This is a genomic window from Methylobacterium fujisawaense, assembly GCF_039619325.1.
GTDB lineage: Bacteria > Pseudomonadota > Alphaproteobacteria > Rhizobiales > Beijerinckiaceae > Methylobacterium > Methylobacterium fujisawaense.
In genome coordinates this window covers 4,688,059-4,702,130 of the sequence record NZ_CP155000.1, presented here as the reverse complement: position 1 = coordinate 4,702,130, position 14,072 = coordinate 4,688,059, and the positions used below count along the sequence as shown (strand labels likewise).

Sequence of the window (14,072 nt, the reverse complement as noted above, 5' to 3'; positions counted from 1 at the left end):
TCCAGCTCGAAGAACTCTCGGTGGCCGGGACCGGCGACGGGCCGACCCGCATCGACGGCTACCGGGCCACGCGGGCGGTGAGCGCCACGCGGACCGACACGCCCGTGCGCGAGGTGCCCCAGACCATCGTGGCGGTGCCGCAGGAGGTGCTGGAGGACGCGGCGGCCACGCGGATCGACACGGCCCTCGACCTCGCGGGCGTCGGCCGCGGCAACAATTTCGGCGGCCTCGGCCTGACCGAATTCACGATCCGCGGTTTGGCCACCGGCGAGTATTACCGCAACGGGTTCCCGATCAACCGCGGCTACCCGAACAGCCCCGACATCGTCTCCATCGAGCGCATCGAGGTGCTGAAAGGACCGTCGGCCTTCCTGTACGGCCGCGGCGACCCCGGCGGCACCTTCAACATCGTGACCAAGCAACCCCTCGCGGCGCGCTCCCTCACGGTCGGCACGCAGTACGGCAGCTTCGGCGCCAAGCGGAGCACCTTCGACGCCACCGGCGCCCTCGACGAGAGCGGGCAGGTTCTGGCGCGCGTCACCGGCGCCGTCGAGGACAACGGCAGCTTCCGGGACTTCGTCACCAGCGACCGCTACGCCCTCGCCCCCGTCATCGCCTGGAAGCCGAACGCGGACACGACCATCACCCTGGAGGGTGACTTCACCAGCACGGCGCAGACTTTCGACCGCGGCGTCGTCCCGTTGGGGGGCAACCTGCGCGCCCTGCCGCGCAGCCGCTTCATCGGCGAGCCGGGTCTGCCCCCGGCCCATGTCGACAACGCCCTCGGCCAGCTGCGGGTCGAGCACCGGTTCGACCAGGACTGGGTGCTGAACGTCGGCGCCCAGGTGCTCGGCGGGAACCTGTCGGGCTACGGCGTCGGCGCCATCGGCCTGCTGCCGAACGGGCGGACCCAGAGGCGGACGCTGGAATGGCGGGACCTGACATGGTCCGACCTCGACCTGCAGGCGAATCTCGCGGGCAAGTTCGACACCGGCCCGTTCCGCCACACGCTCCTGCTCGGGCTGGAATACGACAGCTACCGCTACCGGGAGGTGTTCAACCGCTCGAATGTGGCGACGAACCCGTTCCTCCTCGATCTGCTCGCGCCCCGTTACGGACAGCCGCTGCCGCCGATCACCGCGCGGGTCACGAACTTCCTGCAGAAGACCGAGAGCTATGCCGGCTTCGTGCAGGACCAGATCGACCTCACGCCCCGACTCCACGCCCTCGTGGGCGTCAGGGTCGAGGATCTCGGGCTGGTCTCGACGAACAACCTCACGAAGAGCACCACCGGCCTGCAGGGCCTGGTGGCGACGCCGCGCTTCGGCCTGCTCTACGACCTGACCGACACGGTGGCGGTCTACGGCAACTACGCGCGCTCCTTCCGGCCCAATATCGGCACGGATCGCAGCGGCCGGCCCTTCGCGTTCGAGGCGGGCGAGGGCTACGAGGCCGGCGCGAAGGTCAGCCTCCTCGACGGCCGTCTCGATGCCACCGCCGCCCTGTTCGAGATCCGGCGCTCCAACATCCTGAGCACCGATCCGGTCGACCCGAACTTCAGCGTGGCCACCGGCACGGTCCGCAGCCGCGGCTTCGACCTGACCGCCGCCGGCTACCTGGCCCCGGGCTGGCGCGTGATCGGGACCTACACGCGGGTCGACGCCACCGTCGCCCGCGACAACACCCTGCCGGCCGGCACGCGCATCGCCAACGTGCCCGCCAACAGCCTCGCGTTCCAGACCGTCTACGAGTTCCAGAGCGGCGACCTAAAGGGGCTCGGGCTCGGCGGCGGCCTCGACTTCGTCGGCCGGCGCGCCGCGGGAACGGCGCTTTCGACCTTCAACCTGCCGCAATACACGCTGGTCAACTTGATCTCGTACTATCAGATCGCACCGGGCGTGCGGATCTACCTGAACGTCGACAACGTGTTCGACGCGACGTTCTACGATCGCGCGTTCCAGAACCGCTACGCGACGCCGGGGCAGCCCCGCACGATCATCGGCGGCGTCGCCGCCCGGTTCTAAGGATCCGGCCCGAACCCTAGACCGCCGCCGCCCGCATCCAGCCGAGCCCCGCCTCGGTGCCGGCGGCGGGGTGGTACTCGCAGCCGACGAAGCCGGAATAGCCGACCGCCTCCAGCGCGGCGAAGATCGGGTCGAAGGCGATCGTGCCGGTCCCGGGCTCGTGCCGCCCGGGATCGTCGGCGATCTGGACATGGGCGATGAGCGGCGCGTGCGCCCGGATCAGCGCCGCCGGATCGTGGCCCAGGCAGACGCAGTGATAGGCGTCGAACAGCAGCTTGACGTTGTCGCGGCCGATCGCCCGGATCGCCTCGACCGCCACCAGCGGGTCGTCGATCACGTAGTCGGCGATCGAGCCGGGGCCGATCGGCTCCACGATCACCGTCATGCCGCGCGCCCCGGCGGCATCGGCCGCGAAGGCGAGGTTGTCGAGGTAGGTGTCCCAGAGCCGCGCCCGCTCAACCCCGGCGGGCCGGACGCCCGCCATCGGGTGGACCATCCGGCAGCCGAGCTGCGCGACGTAGTCGAGGGTCGGCTCGATGGTGGAGCGGTAATATTCGACCCGGTCGGGCAGCGCCGCGAAGCCCTTCTCGCCCTTGGCGGCGTCCCCTGCCGGGAAGCCGGTCTGGACCAGCGGCACGCCCGCCCGCTCCAGCCAGCCCGCGACGTCCCGGGCCGGCGTCGCGAACAGGTTGGGATGCTCGACGGCACGGAACCCCGCCCGGGCCGCCGCCGCGAAGCGTTCGGAGAGCGGCAGCTCCGTGAACAGGAAGCCACAATGGCCGCTGAGACGGTCCTGGAAGGCACCGAGCTTCATGGTTCAGGCGCTCCCGCCGGTCTCGACCATCGCCCGCATCCGGTCCACCGCGGCATGGGGCGCGGTCAGGACCGGGACGTCCACGGCCTTGCGCACCGCTTCGGCCGCCCGGGAGGTGGAGAAATGCGCCAGCATGAGCGCGTCGCAATCGGCAAGCTCCCGTGCCCGCTCAGCGACCAGACGGTTGTGGGTCTCGGCGTCGCCGGCGCGCAGACGCGCCATCGCGTCGTCCACCAGGATCGTCCGCAGGCTCGCCGGACGTCCGGTCTCGGCGACGAATTCCTCGAACTCGTCCGTCATCGTGCCGACCGAGGGGCCGAAGGTCGCCAGCATGCCGATGTGCTCGCCCCGGGCGATGGCGGCACGGAACATCGCCTCGTTCGGCTTGAGCACCGGCACCGGCACGGCCTCCATCAGCCGGTCGATGGCCGGCCCGAAAGCCGAGCAGGTGATCAGGATGCCGTCGGCGCCCATGTCGTGGCCGTAGCGGCCGAACCGCACGAAGCGCTCGATCATGGCCTCCGAGATCGCGCCCGGCTCCTTTGCCCGATCCAGCGAGAGACCATCGTCGAGCAGGTTGACCGTCTCGGCCTCCGGCCAGTTCTCCGCGAAGGCGGTCTGGATCGGTGCCATGGCGACCGGTGTCGCGTGCAGGAGGACGATGCGGGGAGCCATGCCGTGTCCCGGGCTGGTCGAAGCGCCGGCCCGCGGCCGGTCGTGGTGTTGTAAGCGATTTCAAATGGGTAGCAAGATAGCGCAGGTCAGGTTCCGCGACGCCCGGGCGGAGCGGTGCTGGCGCGCAGGATCAACGCGGCGTCGATCTCGGTGAGGCGCACCACCGGCTTGCCCTGGATCCGAGCGATCAGGTGGTCGCCGGCGGCGTGCCCGATCTCGGCGGAGTGGATGCGGATCGTCGTGAGCGGCGGGTCCAGGAAGGGCGCGAAGTCGGAATCGTTGTGGCCGATCACCGACAGGTCTCCGGGGACGGAGAGCCCCCGCGCCCGGGCCTCGATCATCGCCCCGAAGGCGATCTGGTCGGTGCCGCAGATGATCGCGGTCGGCGGCTCTCCGCCGGCCAGCAACTGGCGGAATCCGTCGCGGCCGCCGCCGATCCCGTAGGAGATCTCGATGTCGTGCTCCGGGGCGAGACCGAGGCCGCGGGCCGCGAGCGCCGCCGCGATGCCCGTCACCCGGGCGCCGCCGCGATCGTTGTCCTTGCGCAGGCCCGAGATCACACCGATCCGGCGATGCCCGAGATCCATCAGGTAGTTGGCCGCCCGGGCCGCCGAGGCGGCGTTGTCGAAGCCCACGCAGGGGCGCTCGCGGGACAGGCTGAAGGTCTGCACCATCGGGATCCCGGCGCGGGCGATCCGGGCATGGAGGTCCGGATGATGGATGTCGCCGACCAGCATCAGCCCGTCGACGCCGCGCTCCAGCAGGAAGGTCGCCTCCCGCAACTCGTCCTCCAGGTCGTAGCCGGCATTGGCGGCGACCAGGGTGTAGCCCGCCTGCCGCAGCCGGTCCTGGAAGCTTGAGAGCACGCGCACGAAGGCCTCGTTCTCGATGTTGGGCACGACGGCGCCGACCGCCATGAACCGGCGCGTCGAGAGCGCCCGGGCCGCCCCGTTGGCGACGAAGCCGAGGTCCTGCGCGGCGCGCATCACGGCCTCCCGCTTGTCGGCCCGGACCCCGGCGAAGCCGTTGAGCACCCGGGAGACGGTGGCGGTGGAAACACCGGCGCGGCGGGCGACATCCCGCGCCACCGGGCCCCGGGATGGCGGGTCGAGAATGTCTCCAGGCAAAGTCCCGGTCAGTTCCCGCGTCGAAATCGTCTGCTTCCCTCAGCCAGCATCGACGGTCCGCGCGATGCGCATCGTCCCGGATCGACGGCATATCCGCATCGCGTCGATGCCAGACGCGGCCGGACCTGCGAACCGGCAGTATATTGACACCCCTCTCGCCTCCTGACTATCTGAAAGCGCTTTCAAGACAGCCGTGTATCGGGGCGGCCCGGAGGAGGATCCGATGGCGACGCTCGACCGGCCAGCGTCCGAGTTGAGAACGCCCGAGCGCGCGGCGCCAACCATCGGCGGCGCCGACGCGACGGCGGCGGGCATCGCCGCCCCGCAGGCGATCGTCACCAGCCTGAAGCGCAGCGACGCGGTCACGCCCTACCGGTTCCGCGACCTGCTGGCGCTCGACGATTTCGAGCGGCACGCACGCAAACGCCTGCCGCCGATGATCTTTCAATACGTGGCCGGCGGGGTCGAGACCGGATCGGCCCTGGCGCAGAGCCGCGGTGCCTATGCCGATTACGCCCTTCTGCCCCGGCTGATGCGGGACACCTCTGGGCGCGACACCGCCACGACGCTGTTCGGCCAGACCTACGCGGCGCCCTTCGGCATCGGTCCGCTGGGTGGCGCCGCCTTCATCGCCTACCGGGGCGACCTCGTCCTGGCCGAGGCGGCGCGGCGGATGAACCTGCCGATGTGTCTGAGCGCGTCCTCGCTGATCAAGCTGGAGGACGTGTACGCCCAGAACCCACAGGCTTGGTTCCAGGGCTACCTGCCGGGGGATCAGCACCGGATCGACCGTCTGCTCGACCGGGTCGAGGCCACGGGCTACCGGACCTTCGTGGTCACCGCCGATACGCCGACGCTGGGTAACCGGGAGCACAACACCCGCAGCGGCTTCTCCATGCCGATCAAGGTGACGCCCAAGGTGGCGTGGCAGAGCGCGACGCACCCACGCTGGCTCCTGGGCACCGTCGCCCGGACCTTCCTCCAGCACGGGGCGCCGCATTTCGAGAACACCGAGGCGACGCGCGGACCGCCGATGATGTCGCAGGGGGCGGTGCGCAACACCATCGCCCGCGACCAGCTCTCGTGGAAGAACCTGGAGGCGATCCGCAAGCGCTGGTCCGGCAACCTGCTGGTGAAGGGGCTCCTGGCGCCGGAGGATGTCGAGATCGCCCGGTCGTGCGGCGTCGACGGCGTGATCCTCTCGACCCATGGCGGCCGCCAGCTCGACTACGCCGTCGCCCCCCTCGACGTGCTGCCGGAGATCGCCGCCCGGAAAGGCGGCCTGAAGATCATCGTCGACAGCGGCATCCGCCGGGGCACCGACGTGATGAAGGCCCTGGCGCTCGGCGCCGACTTCGTCCTGCTCGGCCGGCCCTTCATGTTCGCCGCGGCGCTGGGCGGGGTGGCGGGCGTCGAACTCGCCATGCGGATCCTCAAGGAGGAGCTCGACCGCGACATGGCGCTGATCGGCGTGAACCGCCTGTCGGAGCTCAACCCCGATTTCCTCCGTCGCGTCCCGCGGCGGGGCTGAGGCAGGGGCGCCGTTGGCCATGAGCGTCGTGCAGCCGCGGGGCTCACCGCCACCCTCGCCGCTCGCGTCGCCGTACCCGATTGCAGCCGACCGTCACGGCGTGCGGGACAAAACCCGACATCCGGGACACGGTCCCTTCCGAACGGTCCGCGTGACCGGACGGGCTCCGAGCGGCGCGCGGATCTGCTTTCCCGCACGGGAGAGGGACCTTGCGCGTCGCGAGGTGAGAACGGCATCGCTGCCGTGTATCGTGGCCCCGCCACCGCGCGCAGCTGTCTATCCCTATCGATCGCGCGTTCTCCCACGCCGCACCGGGGACACCGTCGGCCGAGAGCGCTCTCCGGAGCCGCATCCCATGACCACCGAGACCGTCCCGCAGAAACCCGTCCTCTTGACCGGAGCCTCGGGCGCGCTCGGGCGCGTGCTGACCCGCGCCCTCGGCGAACAGGGATGGACCCTCCGGCTCACCGACCGCGCCCCCTTCCCCGACCCCCTGCCCGCGGGGGCGCGCTTCCAGCTTGCCGACCTGGAAGACGGGCCGGCGATCCTGCGGCTGGCCGAGGGTTGCGGCACGATCCTCCACTTTGGGGGGATCTCGGTGGAGCATCCGTTCGAGACGGTGATCGGCCCCAATATCCGCGGCCTCTACCACGTCTACGAGGCGGCCCGTCGCGAGGGCGCGCGGATGATCTTCGCCTCCTCGAACCACGCCATCGGGTTCCACCCGCGCTCCGCGGTGCTGGACGACGATTGCAGCCTCGCGCCGGACGGCTTCTACGGACTGTCCAAGGCCTACGGCGAGCTGATGGGCGGCCTCTACCGCGACAAGCACGGGGTGGAGAGCGTCTTCCTGCGGATCGGCTCGTGCTTCCCGGAGCCCACCGACGCCAGGATGCTGGCAACCTGGCTGTCCTACGCCGACCTGACCCGGCTGATCGCCCGCGCCAGCCTGGCGCCGAGCCTCGGACCGGCCGGTTCGGTGGTGATCTGGGCCGCATCCAACAACAGCCGCATGACATGGTGGCGGCGGGACGGGCGCGCCGTGGTCGGCTGGACCCCGCAAGACAGCGCGGATTCCTACGCCGCGGCCCTGGAAGGCAAGACCAGCGGCGACCCGGTGGTCGAGCGCTACCAGGGCGGCGGGTTCGCGGGGATCGATTATTCACGGGCTGCGCCACCGCGGTGACGGCGCCCAGGCTTCCGGGCGACGGCACGCCCATCCGGACGCCGCATCCTGATGAAGTCCGGGCGCGGAGCGTCCGGGAGCGGCCATCCGATCGATGGATCGACAGTCGCCCACGCAACCCGATGGAACACGACATGGCAGACGCGCAGACGGTGACACGGCTGAAATGCGCCCTGGTGGTGCGCGGCGCCTTCGACGCGCATGTCATCCCGGCCTGCGAGGCCGCGGGTGGCCGGACGGCGATTCACTGGGCGCCGACCACCGTGATCATGAAGGCGCTCGCCGAGGGTGAGGCGGCCGACGCGGTGGTGGTTCTGTCGGACGCCATGGACCGGCTGATCGCGGAAGGCCGCGTGGAGCCGGAGAGCCGGGTCGATGTCGTGCGCTCGCGTTACGGCATCGCCGTCAAGGCGGGCGCTCCTCATCCGGACATCACGAGCGTCGAGGCGCTGAAACGCACCCTCGTGGAGGCGCGGTCCGTGGCTTATTCCCGGGCGGGGGCCAGCGGGATCTACTTCGCCGGCCTGCTGCCGCGGCTCGGCCTCGCCGACGCGGTCAACGCTCGGGCGACCATCATCCCGCAGGGGTTCACCGCCGAGAAACTCGTCTCCGGTGAGGCGGACATCGCGGTCCAGCAGATCAGCGAGCTGATGGTGGTGCCGGGGATCGCGGTGGTCGGCCCCTTCCCCGAGCCGGTGCAGGAGGTGACGACCTTCGCGGCCGCGATCCTGCGCGATGCGACCGACCGGGCCGGCGCCGCCCGGTTCCTGGCCGGCCTGACGACGACGGCGGCGGCTGCGGCGTACCGGGCGAGCGGGCTGGAGCCCGCCTTCTGAAACGCACGACGCGGCCGGATCCGGTCAAGCTCTTGATCGTCGTCGGCACACCCTGCCCCAGAGCGCGGGGGGGGCCGGATGAACGTCTCGCTGCCCGGGGCCATCCCGAGGCCATGGAGCCTGGAACCGAAGCGCAGCCGATACGGGCCGCGAAAAGCATGCGAGTGACTGCGCGCGCGACCCGGTCCGACGCGATCAGGACAGCGTCGCCGAGGCCTGCGCGGCGGGCGCCACCGCGACGGCCTGTTCGACGCGTTCCGGATGCCGGCATCCCATCCCCGAACGGCGCCTGGACAGTGGGACGTCGGACCGCCCGTGCGCCCCCACTCGCACGCGCACGGGATCGACCCTGTCGCGGACGGCGCGGCTCTCCTGATCGTCCGCATCCGGCACGGGCGGAAGGATCGGGAACGCGCGCCCGCCTGACGCCTGCGGCGACGGCTCTCTCGGCCGCGACGGGCTTCCCGGGGTTCGCGACCGCAAAAAAGTCCTTATGCTCGTGCTGTCCGGACGCCCAATCCCGTCCGACCGGATCGCCCCACTCATGCTGAAGACAGCCTTCGTTGCCGCCCGCGACCGTCAGCGGCTGTCCGAGATCGCCACGATCCTGATCGGCTTCGGCGTCACCCGCGTCGTGGACCGGCTCGGCCTGCGCTACCTGCCGCTGGTGCCGCGCCGTCAGCCCCGGGTCGACGTCACCCGCCTGTCCGAGCCCGAGCGGCTGCGCCGGGCGATCGAGGCGCTCGGGCCGACCTTCATCAAGTTCGGGCAGGTCCTGGCCAGCCGGCCGGATCTCCTGTCGCCGGCCTGGACCGAGGAACTGCAGAAGCTCCACAGCCAGGTCGTCCCGGTGACGTGGGAGCAGATCGGCCCGCAGCTCGAACTCGATCTCGGCGGCTCGCCCTTCGAGGTCTTCGCCGAGTTCGACACCAACCCCATCGCCTCGGCCTCGATCGCCCAGGTCTACCGGGCGCGGCTGCACTCCGGCGAGGACGTGATCGTCAAGGTGCTGCGACCGAACCTGCGCAAGATCATCGAGGCGGACCTGCGTCTGATGGCGCACGGCGCCCGCATCGTCGAGAACGAGTGGCCCGACATGGCCCGCTACCAGCCGCGGGAGCAGATGCGCCATTTGGCCGACGGGCTGAACGGCGAGCTCGACCTCTTGAACGAGGCCCGCAACTGCGAGCTGCTGGCCCAGATCTTCGAGGACCGCGACGATATCGTCTTCCCGAAGATCCACTGGGAATACTGCTCCGAGCGCGTGCTGGTGCAGGACTTCATCCACGGCATCCCGCCGAACGACGAGGCGGCCCTGCGCGCAGCGGGCATCGACAAGAAGCTGCTCGCCCAGAAGGGCACCGACGCGTTCCTGCAGATGGCGCTGATCGAGGGCGTGTTCCACGCCGATCCGCACCCCGGCAATATGCTGGCCCTGCCCGGCAACAAGATCGGCTTCATCGATTTCGGCATCATCGGCCGGCTGTCGCAGCGGCGGCGCTCGCAGCTGCTCGTGCTGATCGGCGCCATGCTCAAGCAGGATGCCGACGGCCTCATGGCCGTGCTCCTCGACTGGACCGGCACCAGCAACCCGGACCTGACCCGCCTCCAGGTCTCGGCCCAGTCCTTCGTGGAGAGCCACTCGTCGATTCCGCTGAATCTCGGACTGGTGCTCACCGACTTCATGAACATGGCCCGCGAGAACGACCTCGCCATGCCCACCGACCTCGCCATCCTGTTCAAGGGGCTGGTGACCGCTGACGGCGTGATGCGCCACCTCGACCCGAACTTCGACCTGTTCGCCGCCGCCGGTCCCACGGTGCGCGCCAGCATGCAGACGCAGTTCTCGCTCTCGGCCCTCAAGCAGAAGGCCGAGGCTCTGGGCGTGGGTCTGTATGGTGCCGCCTCGGAGCTGCCGACCCTGATCCACCTGATGCTGGTGCGCCTCAAGCAGGGGCGCGTCACCGTCGAGATCGAGGTGAAGGGCCTCGACAAGGTCACCCGCGGCATCGAGCGCGCCGCCGCGCGGGTCGCCGTGGCCCTGGTGGTGGCGGCCTTCGCCACCCAGCTCGCGCCCCGGCTGATCGACCTCGGCACCCCCGTCTTCGTCTCGATCGGATTAATTATTTTCATCCTGGGGATCGGCTGGCTCGTGCTGCTGATGCGAAATAAGTAACCGTCTTCGCGCCTGCACTCGGCGATTAAAACCGTCTCACCTGCGACCGAATACCGTACTCGTTTGATTATCCCGCGCGCCATGCTAGCGTGACACGTCCAGCGATTCGCTTGGCTGCGAGTGGCCAGACGGCACCAGAAGCGGTTCAGACCGCCAGTGCCGCTCAGGCTCCGACTTCGCGTCGCCGCGCCGCGTGATCGGGAGACCTCCGGCGGTGCGCCTTGCACGGGCGCCCCGTCGCGACGACGAGGGGGGAAGGCGGGCGATGGATGCGGACATCGTACGGCCGCGGATCGACGGGGTGGAGTGCCACGTCGAGACGCTCGAAGCGGAGAATATCCGCCTGCGCCACTTGCTCTCCCAGGCCACAACGCAGGCGGACCGGGAACGGCAGCGGAGCCGGCGGCTCGGTCGGATCGTCGAAGCGGCGAGCCGTGTCGAAGCCGGGCGCCTGGCGGCCGAATGGATTGCGACGCCGCACAGGCCGACATTCCGGGGAACTTCCGGGCTCGGCTCGGCGATGGCACCACGCGCCACCGACCGGCTGCTCCCGTCGGGGTCACAGCAAGCCACAAACGATTTCCTGGAACTGCTGGACCGTGACGGGTGCCTGATCACCGCCAGCGAGGACGGCCCGGCCCTGTCCGCCGCCGCGGACGAGGCGGAGGCGATCGGCCGGCCCTGGATCGAGGCCTGGACGCGCGCCGAGGATCGGGAGGCCGTGGCCGCGGCCCTGGACCGGGCGCGGATCGGACGCCCGAGCCGGTTTCAGGCCCAGTCGGAGACCGGCGGCACGATCCGGTGGTGGGACGTGGCCGTCACGCCGATCGGCGCGGCACCGGACCGGCCCGAGCGCATCCTGGCCGTGTCACGCGATATCACCGAGTTGAAGCTGACCGAGGCGAACCAGACGCTGCTGATGCAGGAACTCGCCCATCGGATGAAGAACACGATGGCCATGGTCCAGGCCGTCGCCACGCAGACGATGCGCAACGCGCCCTCGCTGGAGGCGGCCGGCGAGGCCTTGGCCGCGCGGCTTCTGGCCCTGGCCAAGGCCCACGACGTCCTGCTGCAGGGCTCCTTCGCCCGGGCTTCACTGACGGGCTTGGTCGAGGGAGCCGTGTCCCTCCACGGGGACGGCGTGGCGGGCCGCTTCCGCATCGCCGGCCCCGATCTGACGCTCGGCCCGCGGCACGGCATGACCCTGGCGCTGATGCTGCACGAGCTCGGGACCAACGCGGCCAAGTACGGCGCGCTGTCGGTGGCCGCAGGCTGGGTCCGCATCACCTGGAACGTCGCGGAGGCGGCGGGCGGACAGACGCTCCGGTTCCGGTGGGAGGAGAGCGGCGGACCGCCCGTCACGCCTCCGACCCGGACGGGCTTCGGCACCCGGCTCATCGCCCGCAGCCTCGCCCACAGCTTCGGCGGGACCGCCCACCTGAGCTATCCCCGCGAGGGCGCGGTGCTGACCTTCGAGGCGCCCCTCGACGCCGTGATGGCAGCCTGATCCGGACTTTGCTGCCCGGCGCTAGGCGCTGAGCCGGGTCTGCGCCCGCAGGTCCCGGAGGGCCGCGATCGTCCGGTCGCGCAGGGTTCTGAGGTCGATCAGCGATCCCGTCAGATCGTCGCCGGCCTTGGCGGATTCCTCGAGGCCGCGGCAGGCCCGGGACAGCTCGGCGCAGCCGAGCATGCCCGACATCGAGACCAGCGTATGCGCCTCGCGGCCGTAATCGTCATTGGCGCGATCCGGCCCCTCGAAGGCGGTGGTGAGACTGACGACGAACCGGTCGAGGAGGCCGACGAGCTTCTCCGCGCCGATGACGGCCGTGAGTTCATCGAGCGCGTCCCGGTCCACCAGGGAGTGCGACACCGTCCGTCTCCAATTGCGGATGCGTCGCAGCAATCAAGAAGCGCGCAACCAGGTCGTTGGCCAGAGGCCAGACTTGCACAGACATGTTTACACCGGCCTGCGTCAGCTTTTCAACAAAGCGTGACCGGTTGGCGCCCTCATCGCGACGGGACCCGGCGCGCCGGTCGGCGCGAGGCGGCCGCCCAGTCGACTGAGAAGCGCTCCGGGCGCGGCGCAACCCACATTGGCACGACCGTGCGCCGCGCGTTGCGAATCAGTTCGGGCTCTCCTAGCCTCGGGAACTGTCGCGCTGGCATCGGGAGGGAGCTGCATGAGTGCTGTGTTTGCCGTCCTCCCCGCAGGACTTGACCGCGCCCCCGTGCGGCTCGGCTAGCCGCTTCCCGCTTTCGCCCGGCCCCGCTGCCCGGCGCTCCTGAATACACGCCCGTCTCATTTCGCCGGCGCGCATCCTTCGCGAGGGTGCGCCCGCGTCGCTCGGAGCCGACGCCTGCCCGCGTCGGGCACATGCATGTCTATGTCCTCGCCCCGGCAGGGGGACGCGGTCCGTCGCGTCCTGGCCTTCGTCGTCCGCAGCTGGCACAGGCGCTGGCCCCTCGTCGCCGGTCTTACCGGCGCGATCACGCTCGCCACCCTGGCGGAAGTGTTGCTGCCGCTCTACGCGGGCCGCTTGGTCGATGCCCTTTCCGGGAGCGAGCGCCGCGCAGCACTGGAGGCGGCGTGGCCCGCCCTCCTGGCGATGACCGGGCTCGGCCTCGCCACCGCGGTGCCGCTCTCGCTGCACACCATGAGCGACATCGTCCGCAACGGCTTCGGCCGGGTCCAGCGCTTCTCCCCGGAGTGGCACGCCAACACCTTCTCGGGCTCCACGGTCCGGAAGATCTCCCGCGGCATGTGGGCGATCGACGGACAGGACGTGGCGTCGGCGAGCCAAGCGAGCCTGCGGGCGCAGGTCGCCATCGTGACCCAGGAACCGGTGCTGTTCCACCGCTCCGTGGCGGAGAACATCGCCTATGCCCGCCCCGGCGCCTCGGCGCAGGAGATCGAGCGGGCGGCGCATCTCGCGAACACGCACGCCTTTATCGGGCGGCTGCCCAAGGGCTACGCCACGCTGGTAGGCGAGCGCGGGGTCAAGCTCTCGGGCGGCGAGCGCCAGCGCGTGGCGCTCGCCCGCGCCTTCCTGGCGGATGCGCCGATCCTGATCCTCGACGAGGCGACCTCAAGTTTGGATTCGTTATCCGAGGCGCTGGTGCAGGAGGCCATGATCCGACTGATGCGCGGGCGCACCGCCATCGTCATCGCCCATCGGCTGTCGACGGTGCGGGCCCTTGACCGCATCCTCGTCTTCGACCGCGGCCGCATCGTCGAGGACGGACCCCACGCCACCCTGATGCGTCGCCCGAACGGGGCGTATCGGGCCTTGTTCGAGCGGCAATCCGTTCTGGCGGAGGGCGTGTGAGGATCCTGTTCGTCTGCGGCCGGGCGCGCGCCCGCAGCCCGACCGCAGAGCAGATCTTCGCGCGCGTCCCTGGGATCGAGACGGCCAGCGCCGGCGTGTCGCCCGACGCCGACGAGCAGGTGGACGTCGAACATCTCGCCTGGGCGGAGATCGTCGTCGTCATGGAGCTCGCGCACCGGCGCAAGCTGATGCGGCGCTTCGGGGCACATCTGCGCGGGGTCCGCCTCGTCTGCCTCGATGTCCCCGACGCCTACGCGTTCATGGCGCCCGCGTTGGTCCGCCTGCTGGAAGCGCGCGCGGCCCGCTTCCTGCCGCGCTGAGCGCGCCGCGGAGGAACCCGCGACGCCGGCCGACGCATCGCCATCGCCACCCGGTCT

12 protein-coding genes are annotated in these 14,072 nt (G+C 70.6%); 8 read left to right on the top strand and 4 right to left on the bottom strand.

Going from position 1 to position 14,072, the window contains the following annotated elements; all coding sequences use genetic code 11:
- Positions 1 to 20: 20 nt before the first annotated feature.
- On the top strand, positions 21 to 2,024 hold the full coding sequence (locus tag ABC766_RS22310; RefSeq protein WP_345819519.1) for a TonB-dependent siderophore receptor: 2,004 nt from the start codon (positions 21 to 23) through the stop codon (positions 2,022 to 2,024).
- Positions 2,025 to 2,040: 16 nt separating this feature from the next.
- Here ABC766_RS22310 and ABC766_RS22305 read toward each other — a convergent pair whose 3' ends face one another.
- The 3 genes from ABC766_RS22305 to ABC766_RS22295 form a co-directional block, all read right to left on the bottom strand.
- Entirely contained in the window at positions 2,041 to 2,838 is a 798-nt protein-coding gene (locus ABC766_RS22305; RefSeq protein ID WP_287090712.1) for a hydroxypyruvate isomerase family protein, read from the bottom strand.
- 3 nt (positions 2,839 to 2,841) lie between these two features.
- Positions 2,842 to 3,513: an aspartate/glutamate racemase family protein gene (locus ABC766_RS22300; RefSeq protein ID WP_287090713.1), complete on the bottom strand. Its 672-nt coding sequence runs from the start codon at positions 3,511 to 3,513 to the stop codon at positions 2,842 to 2,844.
- An 86-nt stretch (positions 3,514 to 3,599) separates the two neighbouring features.
- The gene (locus tag ABC766_RS22295) at positions 3,600 to 4,640 is read right to left on the bottom strand and encodes a LacI family DNA-binding transcriptional regulator (RefSeq protein WP_345819518.1); all 1,041 of its coding nucleotides are present in this window, start codon (positions 4,638 to 4,640) and stop codon (positions 3,600 to 3,602) included.
- A 223-nt stretch (positions 4,641 to 4,863) separates the two neighbouring features.
- On the opposite strand from ABC766_RS22295, the gene ABC766_RS22290 reads away from it, so the two are divergent.
- The 5 genes from ABC766_RS22290 to ABC766_RS22270 all read left to right on the top strand — a co-directional run bounded on the left by ABC766_RS22290 (position 4,864) and on the right by ABC766_RS22270 (position 11,876).
- Entirely contained in the window at positions 4,864 to 6,171 is a 1,308-nt protein-coding gene (locus ABC766_RS22290; RefSeq protein WP_287090715.1) for an alpha-hydroxy acid oxidase, read from the top strand.
- A gap of 355 nt (positions 6,172 to 6,526) precedes the next feature.
- The gene (locus ABC766_RS22285; RefSeq protein ID WP_345819517.1) at positions 6,527 to 7,357 is read left to right on the top strand and encodes an NAD(P)-dependent oxidoreductase; all 831 of its coding nucleotides are present in this window, start codon (positions 6,527 to 6,529) and stop codon (positions 7,355 to 7,357) included.
- Positions 7,358 to 7,491: 134 nt separating this feature from the next.
- Positions 7,492 to 8,193, top strand: a complete 702-nt coding sequence (locus tag ABC766_RS22280) for a substrate-binding domain-containing protein (RefSeq protein ID WP_345819516.1) — start codon at positions 7,492 to 7,494, stop codon at positions 8,191 to 8,193.
- 544 nt (positions 8,194 to 8,737) lie between these two features.
- Positions 8,738 to 10,369 (top strand): ABC1 kinase family protein, encoded by a 1,632-nt coding sequence (locus ABC766_RS22275; protein ID WP_043382852.1) that lies wholly within the window; start codon positions 8,738 to 8,740, stop codon positions 10,367 to 10,369.
- A gap of 265 nt (positions 10,370 to 10,634) precedes the next feature.
- Positions 10,635 to 11,876, top strand: coding sequence for a sensor histidine kinase (locus ABC766_RS22270; protein ID WP_043382849.1), 1,242 nt, complete (start codon positions 10,635 to 10,637; stop codon positions 11,874 to 11,876).
- Between the two features lie 21 nt (positions 11,877 to 11,897).
- Here the strand turns inward: ABC766_RS22270 and ABC766_RS22265 are convergent, their stop codons facing one another.
- Positions 11,898 to 12,239, bottom strand: a complete 342-nt coding sequence (locus tag ABC766_RS22265; RefSeq protein WP_043354763.1) for an Hpt domain-containing protein — start codon at positions 12,237 to 12,239, stop codon at positions 11,898 to 11,900.
- Between the two features lie 508 nt (positions 12,240 to 12,747).
- On the opposite strand from ABC766_RS22265, the gene ABC766_RS22260 reads away from it, so the two are divergent.
- Together ABC766_RS22260 and ABC766_RS22255 are read left to right on the top strand one after the other, a co-directional pair.
- Positions 12,748 to 13,695: an ATP-binding cassette domain-containing protein gene (locus tag ABC766_RS22260; protein WP_345819515.1), complete on the top strand. Its 948-nt coding sequence runs from the start codon at positions 12,748 to 12,750 to the stop codon at positions 13,693 to 13,695.
- A complete protein-coding gene (locus ABC766_RS22255; RefSeq protein WP_345819514.1) occupies positions 13,692 to 14,015 on the top strand; it encodes a phosphotyrosine protein phosphatase in 324 nt (107 codons plus the stop codon). Before ABC766_RS22260 ends, ABC766_RS22255 begins: the two co-directional genes overlap by 4 nt.
- The last annotated feature ends 57 nt before the right edge of the window (positions 14,016 to 14,072 follow it).

Coding starts and splice junctions, on each gene's coding strand:
- ABC766_RS22275 (WP_043382852.1), top strand. CDS start 8,738: ATGCTGAAGACAGCCTTCGTTGCCGCCCGCGACCGTCAGCGGCTGTCC.
- ABC766_RS22260 (WP_345819515.1), top strand. CDS start 12,748: ATGTCTATGTCCTCGCCCCGGCAGGGGGACGCGGTCCGTCGCGTCCTG.
- ABC766_RS22270 (WP_043382849.1), top strand. CDS start 10,635: ATGGATGCGGACATCGTACGGCCGCGGATCGACGGGGTGGAGTGCCAC.
- ABC766_RS22285 (WP_345819517.1), top strand. CDS start 6,527: ATGACCACCGAGACCGTCCCGCAGAAACCCGTCCTCTTGACCGGAGCC.
- ABC766_RS22300 (WP_287090713.1), bottom strand. CDS start 3,513: ATGGCTCCCCGCATCGTCCTCCTGCACGCGACACCGGTCGCCATGGCA.
- ABC766_RS22280 (WP_345819516.1), top strand. CDS start 7,492: ATGGCAGACGCGCAGACGGTGACACGGCTGAAATGCGCCCTGGTGGTG.
- ABC766_RS22290 (WP_287090715.1), top strand. CDS start 4,864: ATGGCGACGCTCGACCGGCCAGCGTCCGAGTTGAGAACGCCCGAGCGC.
- ABC766_RS22305 (WP_287090712.1), bottom strand. CDS start 2,838: ATGAAGCTCGGTGCCTTCCAGGACCGTCTCAGCGGCCATTGTGGCTTC.